Annotated in this window: 15 protein-coding genes; 12 read left to right on the forward strand and 3 right to left on the reverse strand. The window is 45.6% G+C overall.

Annotated features, from left to right (window positions below):
- The first annotated feature begins 451 nt into the window (after positions 1 to 451).
- The 6 genes from ASG89_RS21775 to ASG89_RS21800 all read left to right on the forward strand — a co-directional run bounded on the left by ASG89_RS21775 (position 452) and on the right by ASG89_RS21800 (position 8,322).
- Positions 452 to 2,050 carry a glycoside hydrolase family 10 protein gene (locus ASG89_RS21775; RefSeq protein ID WP_057313177.1) on the forward strand — a complete coding sequence of 533 codons (1,599 nt, stop codon included), beginning with the start codon at positions 452 to 454 and terminating at the stop codon, positions 2,048 to 2,050.
- A 37-nt stretch (positions 2,051 to 2,087) separates the two neighbouring features.
- Positions 2,088 to 3,689 carry a response regulator gene (locus ASG89_RS21780; RefSeq protein WP_321166526.1) on the forward strand — a complete coding sequence of 534 codons (1,602 nt, stop codon included), beginning with the start codon at positions 2,088 to 2,090 and terminating at the stop codon, positions 3,687 to 3,689.
- A gap of 234 nt (positions 3,690 to 3,923) precedes the next feature.
- The gene (locus ASG89_RS21785; protein ID WP_057313197.1) at positions 3,924 to 4,829 is read left to right on the forward strand and encodes an ABC transporter permease; all 906 of its coding nucleotides are present in this window, start codon (positions 3,924 to 3,926) and stop codon (positions 4,827 to 4,829) included.
- A gap of 30 nt (positions 4,830 to 4,859) precedes the next feature.
- Positions 4,860 to 5,780 carry a carbohydrate ABC transporter permease gene (locus ASG89_RS21790; RefSeq protein WP_057313179.1) on the forward strand — a complete coding sequence of 307 codons (921 nt, stop codon included), beginning with the start codon at positions 4,860 to 4,862 and terminating at the stop codon, positions 5,778 to 5,780.
- Positions 5,781 to 5,890: 110 nt separating this feature from the next.
- A complete protein-coding gene (locus ASG89_RS21795; protein WP_057313180.1) occupies positions 5,891 to 7,423 on the forward strand; it encodes an extracellular solute-binding protein in 1,533 nt (510 codons plus the stop codon).
- Between the two features lie 62 nt (positions 7,424 to 7,485).
- On the forward strand, positions 7,486 to 8,322 hold the full coding sequence (locus ASG89_RS21800) for a Gfo/Idh/MocA family oxidoreductase (RefSeq protein ID WP_057313198.1): 837 nt from the start codon (positions 7,486 to 7,488) through the stop codon (positions 8,320 to 8,322).
- Positions 8,323 to 8,384: 62 nt separating this feature from the next.
- Here ASG89_RS21800 and ASG89_RS21805 read toward each other — a convergent pair whose 3' ends face one another.
- The 3 genes from ASG89_RS21805 to ASG89_RS21815 are packed head-to-tail and all read right to left on the reverse strand — an operon-like array spanning position 8,385 to position 14,228.
- A complete protein-coding gene (locus ASG89_RS21805) occupies positions 8,385 to 11,522 on the reverse strand; it encodes an Ig-like domain-containing protein (protein ID WP_057313181.1) in 3,138 nt (1,045 codons plus the stop codon).
- A gap of 19 nt (positions 11,523 to 11,541) precedes the next feature.
- Positions 11,542 to 12,600: a Gfo/Idh/MocA family protein gene (locus ASG89_RS21810; RefSeq protein WP_057313182.1), complete on the reverse strand. Its 1,059-nt coding sequence runs from the start codon at positions 12,598 to 12,600 to the stop codon at positions 11,542 to 11,544.
- A 32-nt stretch (positions 12,601 to 12,632) separates the two neighbouring features.
- The gene (locus ASG89_RS21815; protein ID WP_057313199.1) at positions 12,633 to 14,228 is read right to left on the reverse strand and encodes an FAD-dependent oxidoreductase; all 1,596 of its coding nucleotides are present in this window, start codon (positions 14,226 to 14,228) and stop codon (positions 12,633 to 12,635) included.
- Between the two features lie 229 nt (positions 14,229 to 14,457).
- On the opposite strand from ASG89_RS21815, the gene ASG89_RS21820 reads away from it, so the two are divergent.
- From ASG89_RS21820 to ASG89_RS21845, 6 genes are all read left to right on the forward strand, one after another.
- Positions 14,458 to 15,558, forward strand: a complete 1,101-nt coding sequence (locus ASG89_RS21820; RefSeq protein WP_057313183.1) for an SGNH/GDSL hydrolase family protein — start codon at positions 14,458 to 14,460, stop codon at positions 15,556 to 15,558.
- Positions 15,555 to 17,063: an extracellular solute-binding protein gene (locus ASG89_RS21825; protein ID WP_057313184.1), complete on the forward strand. Its 1,509-nt coding sequence runs from the start codon at positions 15,555 to 15,557 to the stop codon at positions 17,061 to 17,063. Before ASG89_RS21820 ends, ASG89_RS21825 begins: the two co-directional genes overlap by 4 nt.
- Positions 17,039 to 18,889, forward strand: a complete 1,851-nt coding sequence (locus tag ASG89_RS21830) for a sensor histidine kinase (protein ID WP_082593497.1) — start codon at positions 17,039 to 17,041, stop codon at positions 18,887 to 18,889. The genes ASG89_RS21825 and ASG89_RS21830 overlap by 25 nt, the downstream gene beginning before the upstream one ends.
- 21 nt (positions 18,890 to 18,910) lie before the next feature.
- The gene (locus tag ASG89_RS21835; RefSeq protein WP_414813281.1) at positions 18,911 to 20,347 is read left to right on the forward strand and encodes an MATE family efflux transporter; all 1,437 of its coding nucleotides are present in this window, start codon (positions 18,911 to 18,913) and stop codon (positions 20,345 to 20,347) included.
- Positions 20,348 to 20,521: 174 nt separating this feature from the next.
- On the forward strand, positions 20,522 to 22,264 hold the full coding sequence (locus ASG89_RS21840) for a sensor histidine kinase (protein WP_057313185.1): 1,743 nt from the start codon (positions 20,522 to 20,524) through the stop codon (positions 22,262 to 22,264).
- A complete protein-coding gene (locus ASG89_RS21845) occupies positions 22,265 to 23,929 on the forward strand; it encodes a response regulator transcription factor (protein ID WP_057313186.1) in 1,665 nt (554 codons plus the stop codon).
- Positions 23,930 to 23,991 lie beyond the last annotated feature (62 nt).

Consider the following 23,991-nt stretch of genomic DNA (forward strand, 5'->3'; position numbering starts at 1 on the left):
CATGGAAAGGGAGCTAAGCGGCGTGTTTACTGCTTGGCTTCTTTTTTTTGACAGAAATTATATGTTTTGAGTTAAGCGAAGCTTACCCTTATTATGTTCGATTCACAGGTGGCAAAAATGCAAAAAGGCATCCTTTTCAGGGGAATTTACTTCAACGTTATAAATTAATGTAAAAAAGGCATCTTTTGGGTTCGGCAATGTTTAAACAGAGCTGAAAATGCAGAAATTGATGCCTTTTTGCATCAATTTAAGCTGATATCGTTTATTCGAATGAGAAAAGTTGCTTAGGCATTTTTCAGATGGACGGCGGTACACCCAAAACTGTTTCAAATAACAATGTTCATATGGATGTTGTTCATCATTGTACCAAAGAAAGTCATCACTATCCTCTATCCCGTGCAGATGGGACATGATATTGTCTATAACTAACACATGAACAGGGGTGTCACCTATGGCTGAACAGGAGAGCTCCAAGTGTTTGGAGCAGGTGGAGAAGCAGATTAGCGATGCGAAAAGAATGATGAAAGTGAATTGGGAGAGCTATGTCAACGCTCCTTTTGACATGGCTAGACAGCATTTGGCCAAGGCAGATAAGTTGTTAATCGAGGCGAGAGGGCTGCAATTCGCCGATCCTGAAGATAGCCTGAGCAAGCTGAAGCTTGCGTCCAGCTGGGCTTTAGATGGTTATCTATGCTCATTGCCTAGCCGAACTGCTGAAGCACGTGGCGTCTGGTATCGCGCGATAGAACGCAGTCGTGAAGATGTGAGTCGCACCTTGGATCGGATGAAGGCTGCTGGTTTTAATGAATTGTATCTTGAGACTTGGCTATGGGGATATACGATATTCCCAAGTCGTACCGCAGTGGCGAAACAAATACAAGAGCAGCATCCTGCCTTTCGGGGATGGGACCCGTTGGAGGCTTTCATTCACGAGGGCGAGAAGCGGGGAATCGCTGTGCATGCTTGGTTGGATGGGTTCATGGTTGGTGTCGATGCTAAGGGAGGTCCTGTGTTGCGAGCTTATCCGGCGTGGTCGGCTCTTTCGCGCAGACAAGCCGATGCCAAGAAGCCAATGCCTCAGCAGGGGACGGGCTACTTTTGGCTCGATATCACGAATCCTGATGTGCGCGACTATGTATTACATATTGTAAAAGAAATTATAACGACCTATGGTGTTGCTGGCATTAACTTGGATTTTATGCGGTTTCCGCACACGAATAATAACTGGGAGGACTGCTACTGCTTTAGTTCCTATGCACGCGAGGCGTTCAAGCGTGAGCATGACTTGGATCCTTACGAGATTCATGCAGATAAGCATAGAGAGCTTTGGGCGACTTGGATGAAGTGGATAGAACGAATTGAAGATGAATTTGTAGCGGAGCTGTACAAGGAAATTAAGCGTATCAGCCCGAATGTAATTGTATCGGCTGCGCCAGAACCGGGAGCAGAGTCCGAGAAAATTGGAAACTGGTCGCAGTATGTGGATGTTGTTATTCCTCAAGCTTATTATGACAATGCTGCTGAGGTTAGGAAATCCGTTCAACTGCACCAAAACGTGCTTGCTCCCGGCAATCTGGTTTATAGTGGAATCTATCCAATGTACGCGAAATTAGAGTCGCAAGAAACTATAAACCAGGTGCTTGCTGCTCGTGATATGGACAAGGGAACCGTCATTTTTGCATTCGGGCAGGCAACATTTGAAACGATACGTGCGCTGAGGATCGGTCCGTGGCGGAATGACGCGATTTCAACTGGGATGTTTCCGCTGCTGGCGATACAAGCCTTATTGGTAGCTATCAAAACCGATGTAGTACAAGTGTATCTGCCACGTCATGCGATGACTGAAAATGCAGCTATGGAGCTTATCAACACAGTGGACTTGCTTCTTGATAACGTGCAAAGTGATGACATGTTGGCAGCATGTAGGAAGTGTCTGTTGAAAGCGACAGAAGAAGAGACGATTCGCTCTACAGTCGCGTTGCAACTGACGAACACCTTAACAGAAATACAGGAGCTATTACGCTACTCACAAATTAAGCATGTGAAATGAATTATCGTATACAATCGTAAATCCGAGCGGAGGTCTCATGATGAATTTATTAATTGTGGAAGATGAAATCCGTCTCAGAAATGCGCTAGTAAATAATATTCCATGGGATAGGCACGGTATCGAAGTTGTGGGTCAAGCAGGTAATGGTGCGGAAGCCCTTCGAATCATTGACCGTAAAAAGCCGGACATCCTATTGCTGGATTTGCAGATGCCAGAAATGGATGGGTTAACGCTGGCAAGACATCTTCGCCAAATAGAACCTTTGGTTAAGATCATCGTACTAAGCGGACATGATGATTTTGCTTACGCACAGGAGGCACTGGGGCTTGGTATAATGAAGTATTTGTTAAAGCCAGCAGGCGATGAGGAAATTTTGGAGACCGTGCTCGAAGCTGCAGATAAGTTGAAAAGCGAGCTTGAGCAGCGTCATAACGAAGATGAGTTGAAAATGAAATGGAAGCTCCATCTTCCTTACTTGGTCAATGAATTTTTCCAAGGTTTATTGAATGGGAAATACGAAAATTGGGAAATTGATCAGAAATGTAAGGTTCTGCAATTAGATCTGCAGAATGATGCTGCTTATGCCGTGACAATCGTGGATATGGACCCGATCTCAGATACAGACAATCGGTTCAGCAGGAAGGATATGTCACTGCTTCAATTCTCGCTAAGTAGTATCGTAAGGGAAGCTCTAGCATCTACGCTGTGCTGGGTATCTACTAACTATGCGGGGTGTACGGTTATTGTTTTTCAAATGGATCGTGATGAGGAACCGAAAGTAGCGCTGCAAAAAATCAATGCTTTGACAGAAAAATTGTTATTCACGGTAAAAAGCTGTCTCAAGCTTAGTGCGAGTGCCGGGATCAGCGGAATGACTAGCGGCATTACGGATATGAATAAGCTCTACGTGCAAGCTGTGCGTGCCCTGCAAGATCGCATCGTACTGGGCCATGATCTAGCGATCCCCTACCGGGCGGAGCAAGGAAGAGAACCGGAACTGACGTTTCAGCCCAACCATGAGAAAGCGCTGGAAATTGCCCTTGAAACCGGAGATGGGGAGAAGGCATTCGACATGTTAACCGCACTTTGGAGCAGCGGGATGGCGAAAGCGGAGACTGTTGATGAAATTCGTGAGCACATCCTGTATTTTACTTGCTTATTTGTCAGTATGATCCAAAAGCAGGGATGGCCAGTACGGGAAGTAGCTGGTGAGGATTATGTCTATTTTCATAACCATTCGGAGTTGGCATCCAAGGAACAGATCTTGTTTTGGCTGCAGCGAATGATTAAGGCCTATCTAACCTATGCCGGCCAGAGGCGCAAATCGACCAGTCATGGCATGATCAAGACGATACTTAGTCTCGTGGAAAATGAAATTGATCAGGAAATGACCTTGCATGCTGTTGCAGACAGGATGTATGTGAATTCCTCTTACTTAAGCCGTCTATTCAAGCAGGAAACCGGTAAAGCTTTCTCCACCTATGTGATGGAACGGAAAATGGAGCGGGCCAAAGCGATCCTTCAGGATGGTTCACGTGTGTATGATGCCGCATCTGCCGTTGGGTACAGAGATGTTAGTTATTTTACAAGAGTATTCCGTAAATACTGGGGTGTAACGCCTGGGGAAATACGTAATTGATAGCCAAATAAGCCATTCGGCAGCCTTCTCGGATTTCTAGGGAAGGTTTTTTCATTTTCCTATTTGAGAAGTTATGAAAGTACCAAAACAAGTAATATTCCTCTAATTCGCAATAAAACGGGGGATGATACACTAGGTTTAGAAAGTAAGTACGAAGGAGGAGGCACCTTGAGCGAAACGAACATAACGAAAGAAACGGCCCTATCCATCAATAAAAATGTTAAAAAAAGATATATGCGTCAATTGTGGATCGATGTCAGGAAAGATTGGGATTTGTATCTCGCACTCCTGCCTGGCATCGCATTTCTCCTGCTATTCAAGTACACCCCGATGTACGGGATTATCATTGCGTTCAAGGAATTCAATATTTTCGATGGGATGGCAGCAAGCCCATGGGTTGGGATGAAGCATTTCGAAAAATTGATTTCATCGGCAAGTTTTTTGCAGGTATTCCAGAACACGTTGCTCATTTCTGTTTACAAAATCTTGTTCCTCTTCCCCCTTCCGATCGTCATTGCCATTCTACTTAATGAATTGAAAAATATGGCGTTCAAACGAAGTATCCAAACCGTGGTCTACTTACCTCACTTCTTGTCTTGGGTCATTGTCAGTGGATTATTCATTGATCTACTTTCCACCAATGGTGGTATCGTGAACAAAATCATTGTCGCCATGGGCGGTGAACCGATTCGATTTTTCTTAGACAGTCAGATTTTTCGTTCTGTTCTTATTGGGACGGCAGGCTGGAAAGAAACGGGGTGGAATACGATTATCTATCTAGCTGCCTTAGCTAGTATAGATCCAGGTTTGTATGAAGCAGCTAAGATCGATGGCGCCAATAAATGGAAGCAAATTGTACATATCACATTGCCTGGCTTGATACCGATTATTTTACTTATGTTCATTCTTCGTCTTGGTTATGTGCTGGAGGCTGGAACTGAACAAATCCTTGTCATGTATAACCCAAGTGTTTACAATGTCGCAGACGTTATTGGTACGTATGTGTACCGGATCGGACTCGGAGAACAGGATTATAGCTTTTCAACCGCTGTAGGGGTATTCGAATCCGTTGTTGCGTTTATTTTGATCTTAGCGGGTAACGGGCTGGCCCGAAAGTTTTTTGGACGAGGTATCTGGTAAACGGTGTATCAAGCATAAGGAGGATCTGAGATGAATATGAAAAGCAGTTTACAACCTAGGTCGGGCAGTAAGTCCTCAGCTATCCCGTTATCGCTCGGCGAGAAAATTTTTACTGTGGCTAATCACCTCTTCTTTATTCTTTTGGGTTTATCTACTATTTTCCCGTTTATTAACCTCATTGCCAAATCACTAAGTAGTGAGGCGGCTGTTGTTTCGGGAATGGTGAGTCTATATCCAATTGATTTTCAAGTAGGGACCTATACATATGTGGCTAGCAACGCCATGTTTCTAAGTGCATTTATGATCTCCATAACGGTGACCGTTGTTGGATCGCTCATTGCGTTGTTCATGACCACACTTGCCGCCTATCCACTCTCCAAACCAAGACTAAGGGGACGTAAGTTGTTCATCCTCATGTATTTATTTACGATGCTGTTCAGCGGTGGTTTGATCCCGACGTATCTGCTCATGCACAAGCTTCATCTCATTGATAAGCTGCCGGTTCTCTTCCTGCCATACATGATTAATGTTTACAATATGCTCATTGTCAAAAGCTACTTCGAAAGCCTGCCTGACAGCCTTGAAGAATCTGCCAAAATGGATGGAGCTAGCAACATGCGGATATTTGCGCGAATTATACTACCGCTCTCCATGCCTGTACTTGCGACGATTGCCTTGTTTTATGCCGTTACGTTTTGGAACGATTATTTTACTTCACTTATCTATATTAACTCCGCCGATTTGAAGCCTTTGCAACTATACTTGAAGGAATTGTTCGTTTCTTCCACAGATACATTCATGCGGACGAATGTCGATGCTTCGTTGAACGTATCACCGCAGTCGATTCAGGCTGCCTCGATCATTCTAGCTACACTTCCGATCGTATGTGTGTATCCATTTTTACAGAAATATTTTGTGAAAGGCGTACTTGTAGGCTCTGTTAAGGGATGAAGTCACAGGCAAATCATGAAAGGTGGTGGTGGGCCGGCTCTACAAAGGTTCCGTGATCGTTGGTATATGGCAGTATCCATACTCAAAGGGGAAAATAGGGAGGCTCTTACATGGTAAAAAAAATGTTAGTTCTCATGTCCATCACAGCGATGACAGCGGCGATTACAGCTTGTGGTGGAACCAGTCAGACCACTAGCAGTTCTACAACACCAGCTGCATCTACAGCTCCTGTTGCAACCGTAGAAGCCAATAAACCAAAACCGGAGTTCAAAGCGCTGCTGCAATATGCGCGATTTGATCCGAATACCGAAGTCGTTGCCAAGTTCCTGAATGAAAAAACAGGCTATAAGGTGACCTACGATATGCTGCCAGTTGAAAATCCGGATGATAAGCTCAATTTACTGATGGCGAACAAAGAGAAATATGCCTACATGTTGCTAAGCGGACCGCAATATTCTAAGCTTGCTGCCTCTGGTGCCTTGGAGCCAATCGATGAGCTGGTCAACAAATATGGTACGAATATGAAGAATGTGATTTCACAAACCTCCTGGAATGGTGCGAAGCTGAATGGTAAAATTTTCGGCATACCGCAAACGGGATCAGGGACAATTGTGAATACACAGCTAATCGTCCGTCAGGATTGGATGGATGAACTTGGCTTAAAAGCACCTACAACACGTGATGAATTATATACGGTTTTGAAAACGTTAAAAGAAAAGAAAAATGTCATCGGTTTATCTGGCGGGAAAAGTCCACTGTTGCCTGAGGTGCTGCCAACTTTCGGCATTCCGATGGTTCAGGGTACTGCTACGACCGGTTGGCAGGATGTCAATGGTAAATTGGTGAATTCAGTTGAGAATCCGAATATGAAGAAATATTTGGAATTCATGAAAAAGCTGTATGCAGAGAAACTGATCGATCAAGAATGGTCACTGAACCAAGCGAACAAAGTTATCGAGAATTTCACTAGTGGTAAAGCAGCGATCATTTCAAATGCTTATTTTAACGCGCCAACTGTGCAAAATGCCCTATTGAAAAATTCGCCAAATGCCAAAATCGGAAGCTTCCCTTACTTCAAAGGAGATGATGGCAAAGTCCAAGTCATGGGCAGCGCAGGAATCAGCTTCTACGTAGGCATACCGAAGTGGGCGGATAACAAGGAAGACATTATTAAATACTTGGATCTGAAGTTGGATAAAGATATTTTCAAAGAAGCAGCGATTGGTAAAGAAGGGGTACATCATAAGTTGGAAAATGGCAATTACTTCCCTATACTGCCGAAATTTAATGATGAATACAACAATGCTTCCACGTTCTTAACAGGTGTGGATGAGAAAAATTATCCGACGTACTGGCAGGCGCGTGTTCGCAAAGATCCGATCTTAACGGATTCCTTCAATAAAATTCAAGAAGCAGCCAAAGGCAACATTGTTCTGGATCCGCTTGCTTTTGCACCACCGCTTGAAGCAATTGGTAAATACAACTTAAAGCTGCAAAAGCTGATGGAAGATACATTCTTGAAATACATCACGGGTGCAGAATCACTTGAAAACTATGACAAGTTCGTAGCGCAATGGAAAGCAGATGGCGGGGAAGAAATGACCAAAGCTGCTAATGAATGGTATGCAGCAAACAAGAAGTAGAAGCGAAATCCCCTGCGGTGATGCCGTGGGGGTTTTAATTACGTGAGGGAGTGGAGATGGACATGAAGAAGATCGGGTTTATCGATTATTTTCTAGATGAATGGCATGCGGAGAAGTACCCAGGGTGGATCGATAAGGCTTCTAAAGGACGTATGCAGGTTTCGTATGCTTATGGGAAAACGAATCTGGATGGGAAGCTTAGTAATGCGGAATGGAGCCGGAAGAAAGGGATTCAGCTGCTGGATTCCATTGAGAAAGTTGTGGAGCAGAGCGATTATTTGGTCGTTCTTTCGCCTGATCACCCTGAGTATCATGAAGAGCTTGCACAGTTGGCGTTGCAGTCGGGCAAGCCAACGTATATTGATAAAACGTTTGCTCCAGATCGCGCAGCTGCGTTACGGATGTTTGAACTCGCCGAGAAGCACCGAACTCCCATGTACTCGACTTCTGCGCTGCGGTTTGCAGCGGAGTATGCCGGTATTGAGAAGACGGGGATTGAGTCCGTTATCAGCTTAGGGCCCGGACTGTTTGCCAACTATGCCATTCATCAGGTCGAGCCTATCGTCTCTTTGATGGGGACGGATGTGAGGCGTGTGATGTGGGTAGGGACAGACCGAACCCCAGCGCTGTTAATTGGGTATGGGGATGGTAGACAAGCCGTGTTTCATCAATATGGCTGGGAATGTCCGTTTAGTATGGCCCTTTATTATGATGGAGGGTCTGCGTCATTTCTAAAGATCGAGTCCGATTTCTTCGGAGCGTTTATCGAGAATTTGGTTGGGTTTTTCGAGTCGGGCCAGCCACCGGTTTCCCAATTGGAAACGATAGTCATTGCTACGATTCTAGATGTCGGCATGGAGGCTGCGAAGACGCCGTACCAGTGGTTGCAATTGCCGTAAATGGTTGAAATAGAAAAGCCTCGTCTACTTCCAATGTGGAAGGAGACGGGGCTTTTTTGGTGTTACTCTAGATCTTCAGCTTTGTCTTTATGGCTATTGAACACTTTAATCTTGATGTCAGCCTGCTTGCCAAGGTAGAATGCTTGGATTGTGGCAGACCCGGGCTTCACAGCTGTGATGATGCCGTCAGCTGCAATAGACGCTACTTTATCGTGTGAAGAGCTGTAGGTCACTCCTTGGTTGATGTAGCCAACTACGCCATCGGAGTAAGTTGCTTTAAGCGGTGCTAGGTAAGTTTCACCTTGGACAAGACTGTGCTTGTTCTCGTCGAAGCTGAGACTTGCCACATCCACGACAGTTACGACAGACTTAGCGGTTTGTCCCTCGTAGGTAGCCGTAATTTCCGCAGCACCTGCTTTCAAGGCAGTTACGTTACCATCTGCGGCAACAGTTGCTACAGATGGATTACTGGAGCTGAACGTAGCTCCAGCTACAACGGCGCTCGATTGATCTGAGTAGACGGCGGTCGTAACCGTGGCATGTGTATCACCTACTACAAGACGATACGCAGCAGAATCAAGTGCAATGCCTGTTAGCGTTGGGGCTGTACGTGTGATGTTTATCGTTTTTTCATTTGTCTTTCGATCATCTACATAGACGGAAACCTGCAAATTATTAACGCCGATTGCGAGCTCCACATTTCCAATAAAGTCTCCGTTAGTGGACACCACGGCGGGTACACCATTTAGAAGAACACGAGCTGCCCCCGGTCCGAGCACTTCAACATTGCCCTTGATCTCCAGATTACGCAGTGCTGTGCTCATATTCGCATAATCCAAATATCCGCGCAGCACAGCCGAACGTACGTCATCGCCAACCTTGAAGGTTCTTGCGACCAACTGTCTTCTCGTTCGCACGCCAGAAGCATCCAGCGCTGAGATCACGAAGCCGCCTTGTGGAATCAGACTGTTATTCGGCGACATATTAGTCCAGTTCCAGGTAAGCGCCTGCTGCTGGTTAACGACTTTCGTGACTTTGCCGGTGCTGTCCACGATCGCTTCCACACCGAATGTGCTAGTGGCCGTTGTTTGGCCGAAGTCATTGGAATAAATGTTGAGATTATTCTCGTTCCGGCTCACATTGAAGAGATCCGCTTCAAGGAACGACTCAGGACTTCCTGGTATGCTTGAGCCAATTTGATAATCCTTCACATATTCCACGTTATGGAGCGATGCCTTCACGACAGACCAGTTGACTTGTGATAGATCGAAGAGCATGAGTCCATTCGATTGCGACAAGCCAGCTTGGAACACGGAACGCTGCAACGGAGGGTCTTGGATGTTCGCTAAAGCGATACTAGCGTACATCGGGACTTCCCCGTTAGTTACGATATTACCTAAGGTAATATGATGTTCGATTTCCTTTTGTGTCGTTTGATACGTACCAATCATTAGGAAATCGATGTTGCCTGCGTAACCAGTTTGCGCATAAGAGTCTGTGTATAGACTGTCATTCGGTAATTGTAAACGGCTGTCATACTTGAAATTCGGGCTGCCCCAATGGACGCCGTTCAAGTAATAAGACTCGAACCATGAACCCACATAGGCAGAGGAATAGACCTTATGACCTTTCAATAGCGAGTAACGATCGGTTAGTGAACGGACATCATCAGTAAATGTTTTGATCGTTTGCGAGCGGAACTCCCACCAGTCATTGATAAGCGGACCCTCTTGGCGTACGTTGTTCACATAGCTGAAAACATCGGCTGGCCAATTCGTCAACTGCTTCCCCCGAGCAGCAAGAAATGCTTCGAACTTCGCACGCGTCAACGGGCTGAAGTCGGCCGTTTCGTTGTCATAGCGGGTACGATCCAGAACAACGCCATCTACATCGTAGTTCTTAATCACTTCTTCCAAGTTTTTCAACTCAAAAGCTCTTACATCATCGTTGGCCGGGTTAACAAAAGCAACGAGGGACTTGCCCGATGTATAGTATTTGCTCTCACGCAGACGCAAAATTTGACCGTTATCCTCGGGCCGATACACACGCTCTTCCCAGTCCAGATGCTGGTTCAGCAGTCCATACTCGTTGTGTGCAGGCGAGCCTTCAGCAAAAACGTTGAAGGCTGCGTGGATTTTGATACCAAGCTGATGCCCGTACTTGATAAACTCTTCCAACATATCCAGATTCGGATTGGCACCCGCGCGCGTCGGTGCTGTCATTTGTGAGATGTGCGGCCGATTCGTCAAATCGTTCTTCTTATAGTTGGCGAAGCCTTCGACGCCTTTGACATCAAGCGCAACAGCGGTCACGCCAGCATCTTTTGCCTTGGTCAGCATATCACGGATATTATCAGGCGTTTGCAGTTTGAAAATATTGGTGCCTTGGTCGACCCAGAGGACGACTTCCTTGGCAGCACTGGTTTGTTTTTTATAAAACACAACAAGTGTTTTCTGATCATTCTCTACGCCGTTCTTAGAGGCAACGACATCCAGGTAATTCACACCCTCTGTGAGGTTGACCTCGCTTTGGAAGGTACCGTTAGCCTGTAAGGCAACGGTGAGTTGGTTGATGCGAATTGCATACGTGACGCCAGATTCCAAGTTTTCCAGCTTACCGGAAACCGTCGTTTTCGGGGCGGTTACTGTAAACCAATCGTCATTGTCCAGCTTAAGACGCGCTTGAAGTCCTTGACCCGTCATGAGTGCGGTGACAGGGATAACTTCACCATTTTTACGCAGCTTAATGAGGTCGCCAACCTTGAAATTTTTCGCCAGATACTGTTTGAAAGTTTTGTTCGCCCAGCTGTCATCGTTCGCGACAAGAATGAAGCCGCCTTGTGGAATGTTAAGCTGAGTAGGTCCTGTCCATACGGGTACACCGCCGTTAACGGATGGATTGACAACGCGAGTCACATGATTTGTCGCATCGACGACAACACCGACAGAGGTGGTGCCAACGGTTATGGATGTTGCAAATTCCGTGGTGAATAAAGCGACATAATCGGTGATTCGACTCATATCCGTGTCAACGGCATTAATTTGCTTGCGCGGACCCTCAATATCGATGGTGATATCGACGGGAGCCGCTTCTACTTCAATGAAGTCGGTTGGACTAGATGCCGCAGATGCGGTTATGGACCAAGTGGAAGCGAGTAATGTAATCAACAACGGGATGATTAACCATTTCAACTTTTTCAACTGGATTCACGTTCCTTCCTTAGAAGCGGATTTCTTCACCTTTTTCGCTAGATTCATAGACTCCGCAAAGTATTTTCATCATCTCAACTCCGTCTTGTACAGGTGATAGAGTCATCTTTTTACCTTGACAGACTTCGATGAAGTAATTGATTTCATCCTGAAAGCCGGCAACAAAATCGAAGGATAGGTTATTAATCTGCGGCGTGAGGTTCAGAATGGTATCGTATTTTTCCGTAATGATGGATAACTGAGGCTCTAATTCTGCACCGCCTTTTTCCCCATACAGCTTCACGGTCAATTCGTCTTCCTTCGCATGCAGTGTAAAGCTAACATCAACAAGAATGGAAGCGCCGTTCTCAAATCGAATCAAGGCATTGGCTAAATCTTCGACCGTATTATGCGTGGGGTCATAATCGGCAGCTTTGTAAAAAGCCAGGTTCTTCACATTGGCACGATTACCAAGTTTTTTGTAGGTATTACCAGAAATGGATTTGACTTTCGGACGTCCCATCAAGTACCAGCAAAGGTCAATCACGTGTACGCCTACGTCGATCAGAGGGCCGCCGCCCGAACGATCCACATCGGAGAACCAGCCGCCTGGGTTGCCCAAACGACGAATGCACGATGCCTTCGCATAGTAAATGTCGCCGAGCTCGTTGTTATCGAGGAACGATTTGATGATGCGGGTATTCGAAGCGTAGCGGCGAACGAAACCGACTTGCAGCGTTTTGCCAGTACGACGAACCGCATCTTCGACTTCTAACGCCTCTTTCACCGATGTACATAGCGGCTTTTCGGTGAGTACGTTTTTACCAGCCTCCAAGGCGGCAATGGATATTAGGGCATGGCTATTGTTCCATGTACAAACGCTAATTGCATCTATGGCATCATTGGCTAGCAAATCCTCATAGTTCGTATAGATATGTTGGATGCCGTATTTTTCAGCCTTTGCTTTCGTGCGTTCTTCGTTCAAGTCACAGATGGCATAGAGTTCAGCATCCGGATTCGTATGATACGATTTCAAATGCATTTCGGATATGGAACCTGCGCCAATAACACCAATACGTATTTTACTCATGTACATGCTCCTCTTCATTAGATGGATTAACGTTATACGGGACGAATCGCAGGCCAAGCCAGCTCAATGCCGTAGCTTTCAAGCATACGCTGGAAAATGCGCAACTCAGAAGCCTCGTTGCGGACTTCCCTAGGCAAGATGCCGCGATCAATGCAGCGGCTTGCGAGAAAACCGACCGCTTCGCCAATGTTCCACTCGACGGGATGAAGTCGGTAACATCCGTTGGTGATGTGGGTTACACCAAGATTTTTGCAAGCTGGCAGCAAATTGTTCAATCGAATCGGAATCAAGCTGCCTAATGGAATCTGGAAGGGTAGAGAAGAGATATCTATATAATGACGATTACCAGTACTCGGATGGAGGTCTATGCGGTAACAGCCGATGCCAACGGAATCATGGAACTGCTCAGCTTTCCCGTCAGGACGGCACGCTGTGCTCACATGTTGCTCCAGGACGGTAAACTCCGCCTTGATCCTGCGCGACTCTCGTATGTACGGATACATAGCCAACCCGTCATCTGTTCCGACGATATCTGGACGCAGCCGAAGACCAGGGTAACCTTGACCGCCGTCAGGCCTAGGTGCTTCCGTTTGGAGCCAATAGAGCAGGGACAAGCTGAGCTGTTTCGCATCCCATAGGTGTTGCTCTCTTTCCTCTGCGCTGACATCAATTAAAGAGCCTAGCCAGTAGTCATTCTGTGGCCAATTGACCAACGTAATGTCGCTAGGATAAAAGCCTTCCTCGAAGTTCCGGCTATCAATAATGCGCCGATAGAAGAATAAGGAGTACTTGTCTGTGCCTTCAAACAGCTCATAAGAGACATGCTCCAGCGTGCTCGGACGAACACCGGACCAGCTGAGCAACCGATCAGGCCAGAAATCCGCTTTGTATGCCTTCCAGAAGTCATAGCGTTCAGGGCGCGCAATGGTGTGATCTTCACCTTCCATGTAATCCATGGCGAAGCAGTACGTGAATCCTTGCATGTCTTGCGGTAGTGCATCGCCATCAACGGCATTCGGCTCGCCAGTCTGACTTTTAGACTCAGCACCTGTCACATACTCCGCACCTGCAAGTGGCAGAGCATCGCCACACTCGGTGGCGTCAAGGAAATATGAAGCATGCAGCGTCACGCTATTGCCGCTCGTCATGTTGCGAACTGTGACGGAACGGACATTATCGCCGTCCATGGATACGGATTCTAGGCGATGGCGAATTAGAATCTGCAAGCGCCCGCTGTTGATGTAAGGAGCGAGCATATCTTGCAGGACGGCTAACGCAGCCCGCGGCTCATGGCATAACCGTGAAACACCGCCATTACCAGGATTCAGCCCTATTCGAGAACGCGCCTCTGAGGTGAGTGGGAAATGACGACGATAATAGTCACGCACACCTTCACGGAACTGTCGATAGCTGCTTGTGCAGCCAAATTGTTCGATCCATGGGTGTTCATCTGGCGGAACGGCTTGGCTTGTTAATTGTCCGCCGATCCAGTCGGTTTCCTCGGTCATGATTACTTTTTTTCCTGATTTGGCAGCGGCGAGAGCGGCAGCGCATCCGCCGGTTCCACCGCCGATCACGACGATATTAGCCTGATGGTTGTGCGTATGGGGATTGCTTGTCGTGTTCACCAACGATGATTGTCCCTCCTTTAACCAATTCGCCTTCAGGCATTCACAGGTTATCCCTATTGTATTACAGCTGGTAAATAGCCACAGCGGAGGACCATGACTTCTTTTGGTACTTTAATAACCCATTAACCGTGAAAAAAAAGGGATTGTACAAGCGAGGGCGAAGATTGAATACCTAACAAGATCACAGTGTGTGGATGCCAAATCGGAATTAGGGGAGATATTCATAATGAATAATCAACATCAATCAGGTGACGTCTTGAAATTGGATTCGAATATGAGAATTCCGCAACCCGATGACCAACTATTTAAATGGTACTCACCTTTGGAGCAACCCTTTTATTTAGCAGGTTTTGGATGGCAGAGGGAGCAGCAGTTGTACCGCAGGCTTCCAGAAAATCCTACATGGATACTGCCCGAGGCAGTGGATAACTTGGCAAACTGTACGGCTGGCGGGCAAATTCGGTTTATAACGAATGCGGTTTCCCTATCCATTAAGGTGAAGCTATTCAGCGCTGCGAATATGTATCACATGCCAGCAACAGGTCAATGCGGATTCGATTGTTACATCGGAGAACCTGGTGAACAGTTCTATTGCAGTACGACTCGGTATGACTCGAAACAAACCGAATATGAAAGCGTTATGTTTACGGATATGGATCGTATAAATAGAAGCATTACTTTGAATTTTCCGCTGTATCAAGGCGTTCAAGAGGTGTGGATCGGTTTGGATCCATCTGCACAAATCGCTTCTCCACCAGCCTACGATAACAGCGATAAGATCATCATGTACGGTACTTCAATCACGCAGGGAGGTTGTGCGACTCGGCCAGGTATGGCCTATCCCAATATCCTATCAAGGCGAATAAATAGGGAATTTCTGAATTTAGGTTTCTCGGGTAATGGCAAAGGAGAGCCTGAGCTTGCACACATTTTAGCAGAAATACCGGATCCTGCCTGTCTCGTCTTGGATTATGAGGCAAATTGCGTATCCACGGAAAGCCTGCAAACGACATTGCCTGAATTCATTCGTATCTATCGAAATAAACATCCACATACGCCAATCCTCGTGATTTCATGTATTACTTATGCGAAGGAAAGGTATAACGAGGCGTTGCGGTTAGAAAAGGAAGACCGGAAACGAGTCCAGCTGAGCACGGTCGAGCAACTGCGAGAAAATGGCGATGCCAACATTTACTTTTACGATGGTTCAACTTTACTAGGGGAAGATGCGCACGAATGCACCGTCGATGGTGTGCATCCGACTGATCTCGGTTTTATGCGCATGGCGGACGGGCTCACTCCCGTTCTCATGAAAATACTCGAATGATGAAAAGAATGAGGGCAGCTATTCTAGTCATGCTCGCTTGTTGTTCAACTGCTGGCTGCGGCATTCCGCATTTGAACTTGAAGGAAGAGAATAAGGTGGGTACAGCAAGCGAACCTGCTATCCGAATCGTCGCGAACAGCCTAGGTATGAATTTCCCGGAGGGAATGGATGAGAATCATAATCCTTATCTGAGCTATATTGAGAAAAACATTGGTGTTCAGGTCAATGTGACGCTTCCACCACTCAATGGCTACGATGAAAAGCTAAACGTCATTATGGCGTCTGGCGAGCCCCCGGATTTGCTGAATACAAGTGATCCATCTTGGTTTATCCATTTCGTAAATCAAAAGGCGCTGACGCCTTTGAATGCGTATATTGAGAAATACGGGGCGAATTTAAAAGCCAAAATCCCCAAAGAGGCTTGGGATAATGTCACCGTTGATGGCAAAATCTATGCAATCCCGAGTTTGAACGAGGTGAAAGGAACCGAAATCATCTACGCCAGGAAGGATTGGCTGGATAAGCTTGGGCTGCAGCCGCCTAAGACAATCGAGGAGTATACGGCGGTGATGAAGGCATTTGCTGAGAGAGATCCAGATGGGAATGGGAAAAAAGATACCTATGGATTATCGATTTTGGAGCGGCTTCGCAGAACATCGCCATTTCTAGGTGCATTTGGTGTACAAATGAAAGCGTGGTATGAACGGGATGGGAAATTGGTTTACTCGGGGATCCTCCCGGAAATGAAAGATGCGCTTCTGTATCTACGGGGCTTGTATGACGATGGCGTACTAGACCCCGAATTCCCATTGAATAAAATTGATGTTCTAGGTGAAAAAATTGTGAGCGGGCGTGTCGGTCTATTTTCAGCAGCATGGTCAGATACTCGCTCGCATATTGCAGCAAACCGTAAAATCGATCCGAAAGCAGAATGGATTCCACTGGATTTCCCAATCGGTCCGAACGGGAAACATGGCGTTTATAGCACGTCTAACGTCCGCTCCTATAATGTTATTCCAAACAAGAGCGACAAGGCTGAGGCTGTCGTTAAGTTCTTGGATTTCGTCGCAGGTCCAGGACAAACTAGCTTAAAACTCGGCTTTGAGAACGAAATCTGGACGAGAATCAACGGGAAATTATCCATTCGCTTTGATGAACATTCGAAGCACGGCTATCGTGGTATCTATGGTGCGTTGGCGGATATGGCAGATCCGAATGTTACACGAGATCGGCTGGAGGCCCTTGGTACACAGTTCCGCCTCTATGATAACATCCAACGGATCGAACAAAATTTGATGGTTGACCGATTCAATGGGCCTCCAACACCAGCTTTGGGTAAGCATCAAATTAAGCTGTCTAAGCTGCAAGAGGATACCTTTACGCGAATTATTGCGGGCTTAAGCCCCATAGAAGAGTTCGACGCGTTTGTGAAAAAGTGGAAGGAAGCCGGCGGTGATGAAATTACTGGGGAAGTGAATGAATGGTGGCGAGAAACCAACAAATGATCAAAGAGTTCTTATCCAAAATTCGTAAATTACTAGCCAGTTATATCCAAGTACGGCTAACCTGGTATTTTCTACTCATTCTGCTCCCGCTAGCTGGATTTAGCCTGTTTGCCATAGCCAAGTCGCAAGTGATTCTGGAAGTGCAGACTGGGGAAAGAACACAGGGTGCACTGCATACAATGACGGATTATCTCGACCTTACCTTGCAAAATATTGAACAACTGTCCTCCTTGATCGCGTTCGATACGAATGTCAACGCGACGCTGCAGTCTGTCGGTCAAGAGCCGGAAAAGCAGTCGTTCGTTCACTTTGCTCAAGTCATGGATCAGATAACGAGTATGACAACGGTCAATCTCATTGTGGACCAAATTACGATTATCCATATGCCTTCGCGTACGGTCATTTCTACCAAATTCGGTGGAGGGAAGCTCCCAGCCGGGGCTGAGAATCAAGAATGGTATCAGCATTTAATGGAGGCTAATGGGGGAACGATTTTTTTTACACCTCAGGTTGGTGAATCCTACTTCGATGCAGACAGCGTGCATCTGATTCGAACGATGGATCCGTATAACCGCACGTTGATGAATCCGAATTTGCTTGTTTTATCTGTAAAAAAGAGCGCTCTTATCGAACTTGCGAAACCGCTGCTGCCTTCCAAAAACGCGAATATTTATTTATTCGACAATGATGGAAGATCGATCACTGGCACAGGTGGAAGTGTGAATTCTCAAGTTTGGGAGAAGGTTGACAAGGTAAGGACGATTCGCAAATCGCCTCAAACAGGGACGGAAATGGTAACGATCAGCGTGAAATCGAAGTTATCTGGGTGGTCGCTTATGATGGAGCAGCCTTTATGGGAAATCCGGAGTCATACCGACTCATTGAAGATTTTTTCTTATGGAATTCTAGTCGTCAGTTTGGTCTTGGCGATTTGGACTTCTTGGATTATTTATCGAGGTATATCTGCGCCGCTGCGTAAGTTAGCTTATGGGATGAAGCAGCTCCGCACAGGTAATTTTACCATCCAACTTGAAGATACCCGGGTAGATGAATTAGGCTATGTGATTGAATCCTTTAACCGGATGGCTGAGAATCAGAAAACACTGATCCGGGATCACTACGAGAAGCAGCTTTTATTGTCCAAAATGGAACTGAAATTTTTGCAATCTCAAATTAATCCGCATTTCCTCTACAACACATTGGATTCCATTTATTGGACAGCCAAAAACTATGAGGCCGATGAGATTAGTGAAATGGTGTTGAATCTGTCGAAATTTTTCCGTTTAAGCTTGAATAAAGGAAACGAGACCTTTACTGTTAAGGAAACGATTGAACATTTGAAGTATTATATTAAAGTGCAGCAACTGCGATTCCTGGATCATTTCACGGTGCGTTTCGACATTGCTGAGGAAAGTGCACATTATCATGTGCTCAAGCTCCTCCTGCAGCCATTGGTGGAAAATGCCGTGCTGCACGGTTTAGAGAAACAAAGCAGCGGTGGGGAACTTGCCATTTCATCCTATTTGGATAACGGTCAACTTATCTTGGAAGTATGCGACAATGGTGTTGGCGTCAGCAAGGACAGGCTGGATTATATTTGTGGTAAATTAGAAGAGGCATCTACATTAGCGATTGATGGTATTTCTACAGATATCAAAAAAGAGAAGGACCTCTTCGGATTGCGAAATGTCGTCGCGCGAATGAAGATGTATTACGGTAATGAATCACAATTTTTATTTGAGAGTGGATATCAAATGGGAACGCGGATTACACTTCGTCTCCCCCTTGACATGTGTGAATCACCGATAGAAGAGCAGGCAGGCTAACGCTCACTGAAGTCATTCAGCATGAAAAAAAACGAAAAAGAAGATGATGTGATGGGAACGGCCTTTAGCTTGAGGCGAAAAGCTTGGATACATAAGCATTTCTCTGGTAAAGTGATGGATTATCAACAGATTATTGGTTTATATATACCGATTCTCATTGATCAGACATTCCTTGTTGGGCTTAACTTGGTGAACATTGCCATGATTAGTTCGTCAGGTGTTGCCGCAGTAAGCGCAGTAAGTATGATTGATTCACTCCATATATTTCTGATTAGTGTATTCGTAGCCGTCTCGACAGGTGGAACGGTGGTGGTCGCCCAGTATAAGGGCAGCGGTAATGACGGCATGGTTGCCAAAGCTGCGACTAGCTCCATTTCCTTGGTGTCGGCATTCGCACTAGGTATTAGTTTGTTAATGATTGTGTTTCATACGCCTGTTTTAACGCTGCTGTTTGGGACAGCTTCTCCGGAAGTGTTCGCTTATGCCAAGACCTATCTGATAGGGAGCAGCGTATCTTATGTGGGGATAGCCATTGTAGAGGCTGTTTGCGGCGCATTGAGAGGGATCGGAAAGTCCCGCACTTCGTTGAAACTCTCGTTAATCATGAATCTATCGTATGTTCTTTTGAATGTGATCTGTATCCATTTCTTACATATGGGCGTACACGGGTTGATCATCGCTGTGAATGTGTCCAGATTTCTGGCGGCATTCGTAGCCGTCCTGTATATGGTGAAATTAGATACGAATTTCCAAATACGATTGTACGATTTATTACATGTTAATTTGGCGATGATGAAGAAAATTTTATTTATCGGGCTTCCGTTTGCGGCGGAACAGATGTTCTTTAATGGCGGTAAAATTGTCACACAAGTGTTTATCGTGAGTCTTGGCACGCATGCCATGGCGACGAATGCGATTGGCGGTACACTCGCAGGTGTGTTACAGATTCCGGCTGCCGCGTTATCACTAACAACGGTAACTGTGATTGGACAATGTATGGGGGCGCAAAATGTGAAAGACGCACGCAAATTCGCCAAATCGTTTCTCTGGCTTGCATCGTTAACGCTCTTCCTCTCGGCACTGATCCTTCTTCCGTTGTTCAAGCCGCTTGTCAGCTTATTTCATCCGCCGGATGATATTATACGAGAGCTTTTCATCATCGTGTTGATCAATGCGATTGCACAAGTCCCACTCTGGCCGATCAGCTTCCTTTTGCCCGCAGCGCTTCGAGCTGCGGGGGATTCCAAATTCACATCCGTGACTTCGATGCTGTCCATGTGGTTGTTCCGGGTCGTTCTGGGCTATGTGCTTGGCATTATGTTTCATATGGGCATCATCGGTGTATGGTTAGCGATGAATATTGAATGGGGCGTTCGTGGGCTTATATTCCTTTGGCGCTTCAATGGGGAACAATGGTATCGTCATCGATTGGTCGAGCCAGCTGCGGATATTAAATAAAAAAGACACCTTCTCATCGGAAGAGAAGGTGTCTTTTCTTGATAGATGGAAGACTAATTTGGTGGAGACACCGGTTCATGTTAGTATTGCTACTAAACTAACTTTCGGGTAATCTTACATAGGATCCGAATGAAATATGTATGTGGATAATTTTTCCATAAAAGGGGGGCTACTATGAATCTAAATCTAACGAGGCATCCTTGGAAGAAAAATGCCCTCAGAAGGTTGATTCTTTCATTTATTTGTATTCTGTTACCGCTTTATATCCTCAGTATGATTATTTATAATTGGGGGATTCGTACGCTGCAGGACGAAATATCCAAGTCCATGATTTCACTGGTATCGGGGTATTTCAGCGGGTTGGAGGAGGAGTTCAGACGCATTCAAACGTTACAGTACGATGTGTTAAGCGATGATAATTTGAATGCACTAGGAGCAATTCCAGATTCGTTGAATGATATTGAGAAAATGCAAAGTATTCTACGACTTCAACAGCGGCTTAATGCGATTCGCAACAGTTCAACGTATATCAAAGATGTGTACGCTTACATACCAGCTATTCAAAAAAACGTTTCTGCCCTGACGATTTCCACTTTTAATCAACAAGAATTTGAAAGGTTGAGGAATATTCCCTTGTCGCTGGATTCGCAGGTAATGAATGTGGACGGCAGAATGTATCTAAGCGCTGTGTATCCTTTCTCTACTCCTAGCAGTAAAAGAGGTCCGCTATTCATTGTGGCCATAGAGCTCTCGAAGGAAAAACTGGAGGAGCATTTGAAATTAATGATTAACTCCCCTGATGAGGGATTGATTTTCAATAGCTCACAGTTTGTTATCACAACAAGTCATGATGCGGCATTCGATAAGGAAATCTCTGCACATATGTCCAATAATGCGAATATTGGCAATGCACAGAAGCTTGTTATCAACGACAAGCATTATTTGGCTGTATACACCTCATCTGACTTTTTTGGCGCTGTGTTGAGCAAATATGTACCCGAAAACGCAGTGTTTCAACCGCTCGAGAAGTATAGAAACTGGTTTCTATTATTAGCAGCCGTAGCCCTCGTTATTATCGTTATTTACTCTTTATATGTATATAAATATATTCATAAACCGCTGGATAAGCTTGTCAAAGCGTTCCGGAAAATCGAGCATGGCGATTTCGATGTTCGAATTGAACATGCGATTAATGATGAGTTCCAGTACATTTACAAGCGGTTCAATGTGATGTTAGGGAATTTGAAATCCTTAATTGATCAGGTGTATAAACAGCAAATTTTAACTCAGAAAGCGGAATTAAAGCAGTTGCAATCGCAGATTAACCCGCATTTTCTTTATAATAACCTGTTTATTCTAAGTACGATGGCACGCCTTGGTGATTACGAGAATCTCGAACAATTTACGAATCAGTTGGGTGAATATTTTCAATTCGTCACTCGGAATAGCTCAGATGAGGTACCGCTCTGGAAAGAAGTTAATCATGCCAAAGTATATGCCGAAATTCAAACGATGCGGTTTTCGAATCGGCTTCGGGTTGAATTCGATGAGTTGCCTGAACATATCGGACACGTCATGGTGCCGAGGTTAATATTACAGCCGATCATTGAGAATGCATTCGAACACGGTCTAGAACGGAAGCCTGAGAAAGGCATTTTACGGGTTCGTATCCTCAAGGTGGGGAATGAGATACAGATGATCGTTGAGGATAATGGCGAGGAGCTGGATGGAGAGCGAATTGCTTCGCTTAAGGAGGCATTATCCAATCAAGAAGGGTTGGAGATGACGGGGATTCTGAATATTCACCAACGAATTCGCTTGAAATTTGGCGATACAAGTGGATTGTTAGTGGAGCGTAGTGAATGGGGCGGTATGAAGGCAACGATTGTGATTGATCACACGAACGGAGGCGTTTAAATGTACAGAGTGCTGGTTGTAGACGATGAAATGATTATTGCAGACGGCTTATATGAAGTGCTTCAGACCATCCCGCAGCTGGAGTTGGATGTGTATAAAGCTTATTCTGGCATGGAAGCCGTTCGGCAATTCGATCGAACACGCTTCGATATCGTGCTCACTGATATTCGTATGCCAGGACTGGATGGCTTGCAGCTCCTGGAGAAAATTCGCGAGAGATGGCCGCAATGCAGGGTCATTTTTCTCACGGGATACAACGAATTTAACTATATTTACTCTGCTATTCAGTATGAGAAGGTAAGTTATTTACTGAAGACCGAAGGATACGAGAAAGTCATTCAGATGGTGGAGCATGCGGTGGCTGAGATTGAAACAGAGCTGAGAGCGCAGTCCTTGCTGAAAATAGCCCAAGAGCAATTGGATAACATGCGCGGGATGCTTCAGAACGAATATGTGAAGCGGATTCTGAATGAACAGCTTGACGTGAGAGAGATTCATCAAGAACAATTTGATGAATTGGCCATACCTCTCCAAGCTGATCGGCCTATTCTCATCATGCTCGGAAGAATTAACAGCTTATCCAATCGGACGACATATTCGGAAAAGTCCCGTCAGCTTTACAGGATCAAGCTGATTGCTGAGCAATACTTGTCTTCGCATGTGTCTTTTGTCGATGTGGTGAATGAGCATATGGATCTGATTTGGCTGATTCAGCCACTTGGGGATAACTTGAATAATGAGGGATGGGAACGAACGCTGACATTCGTAAAGGGGAATCTGGAGTTGGTGCAAGCTGCCTGTCGGGAGTCTGTCGGTGAGTTATTATCGTTTGTCCTTGATGACAGCACGGTGCCGTGGGCCGGTGCAGCAGAAAGGTTCGCCACACTAACGATGTTGATGAATTATCGCATTGGTCAGGGCAGCGGTATGCTGCTGCTGGACAAGCAAATGGTGGAGCAAGAGCTTCAACAGTCGGACGGCAGCCATCGGGAGAAGTCGCAGATCCGCCATGCCAAATTGGAGCAGCTCGCTGATCAATTAGAGCATGGGCAACGGATGGAGTTCAGCAAGACGCTACTTGCCTGTGCCGATTCGCTGAAGGTGATCGACAGCATGCATGATGTCCCTGCGCAAGAACTTTATTATTCCATTGGCTTGGTCTTCTTATCCTATATGAATCGTTGGAATTTGGTGGAGATGGTTGCGACCAAAATCGGTCTGCATAAGCTCATGCAACCAGGGGAGCATGAGTCTTGGAGCATGGCTTTTGAGTATCTAGCCCGAGTGGAAGATATTCTGTTCAATCTACAGAATCAAGAGGAAGAACGAAGGGCGAATGCGATTATTTCCTTGATTCAAAAGCATATTAAGGATAACCTTCATAACCCAGATGAGGTTTCGCTGGTGAAATTAGCGGAATTAGTGTATTTCAATCCGTCTTATTTGTCACGACTATTTAAACAGGTAACAGGAAGCAATTTATCCGATTATATTTCTTCGACCCGTATGATAAGAGCCAAGAGTCTTCTGGAGAATCCGAATATAAAAATACAAGAGGTGGCTGAGCAAGTCGGTTATGGAACCGCGACGAACTTTACGAGATATTTTCGGAAGATCACGCATATGACTCCGCTGGAGTATCGGACCTCGATATTCAACAAGTAAACAAGTGATTCAAATGTAAAGACATGAATATTGAATGCCGATTGATTGCGCATTACCATTAG

Origin of the sequence: Paenibacillus sp. Soil766 (assembly GCF_001428105.1) — a bacterium.
GTDB lineage: Bacteria > Bacillota > Bacilli > Paenibacillales > NBRC-103111 > Paenibacillus_E.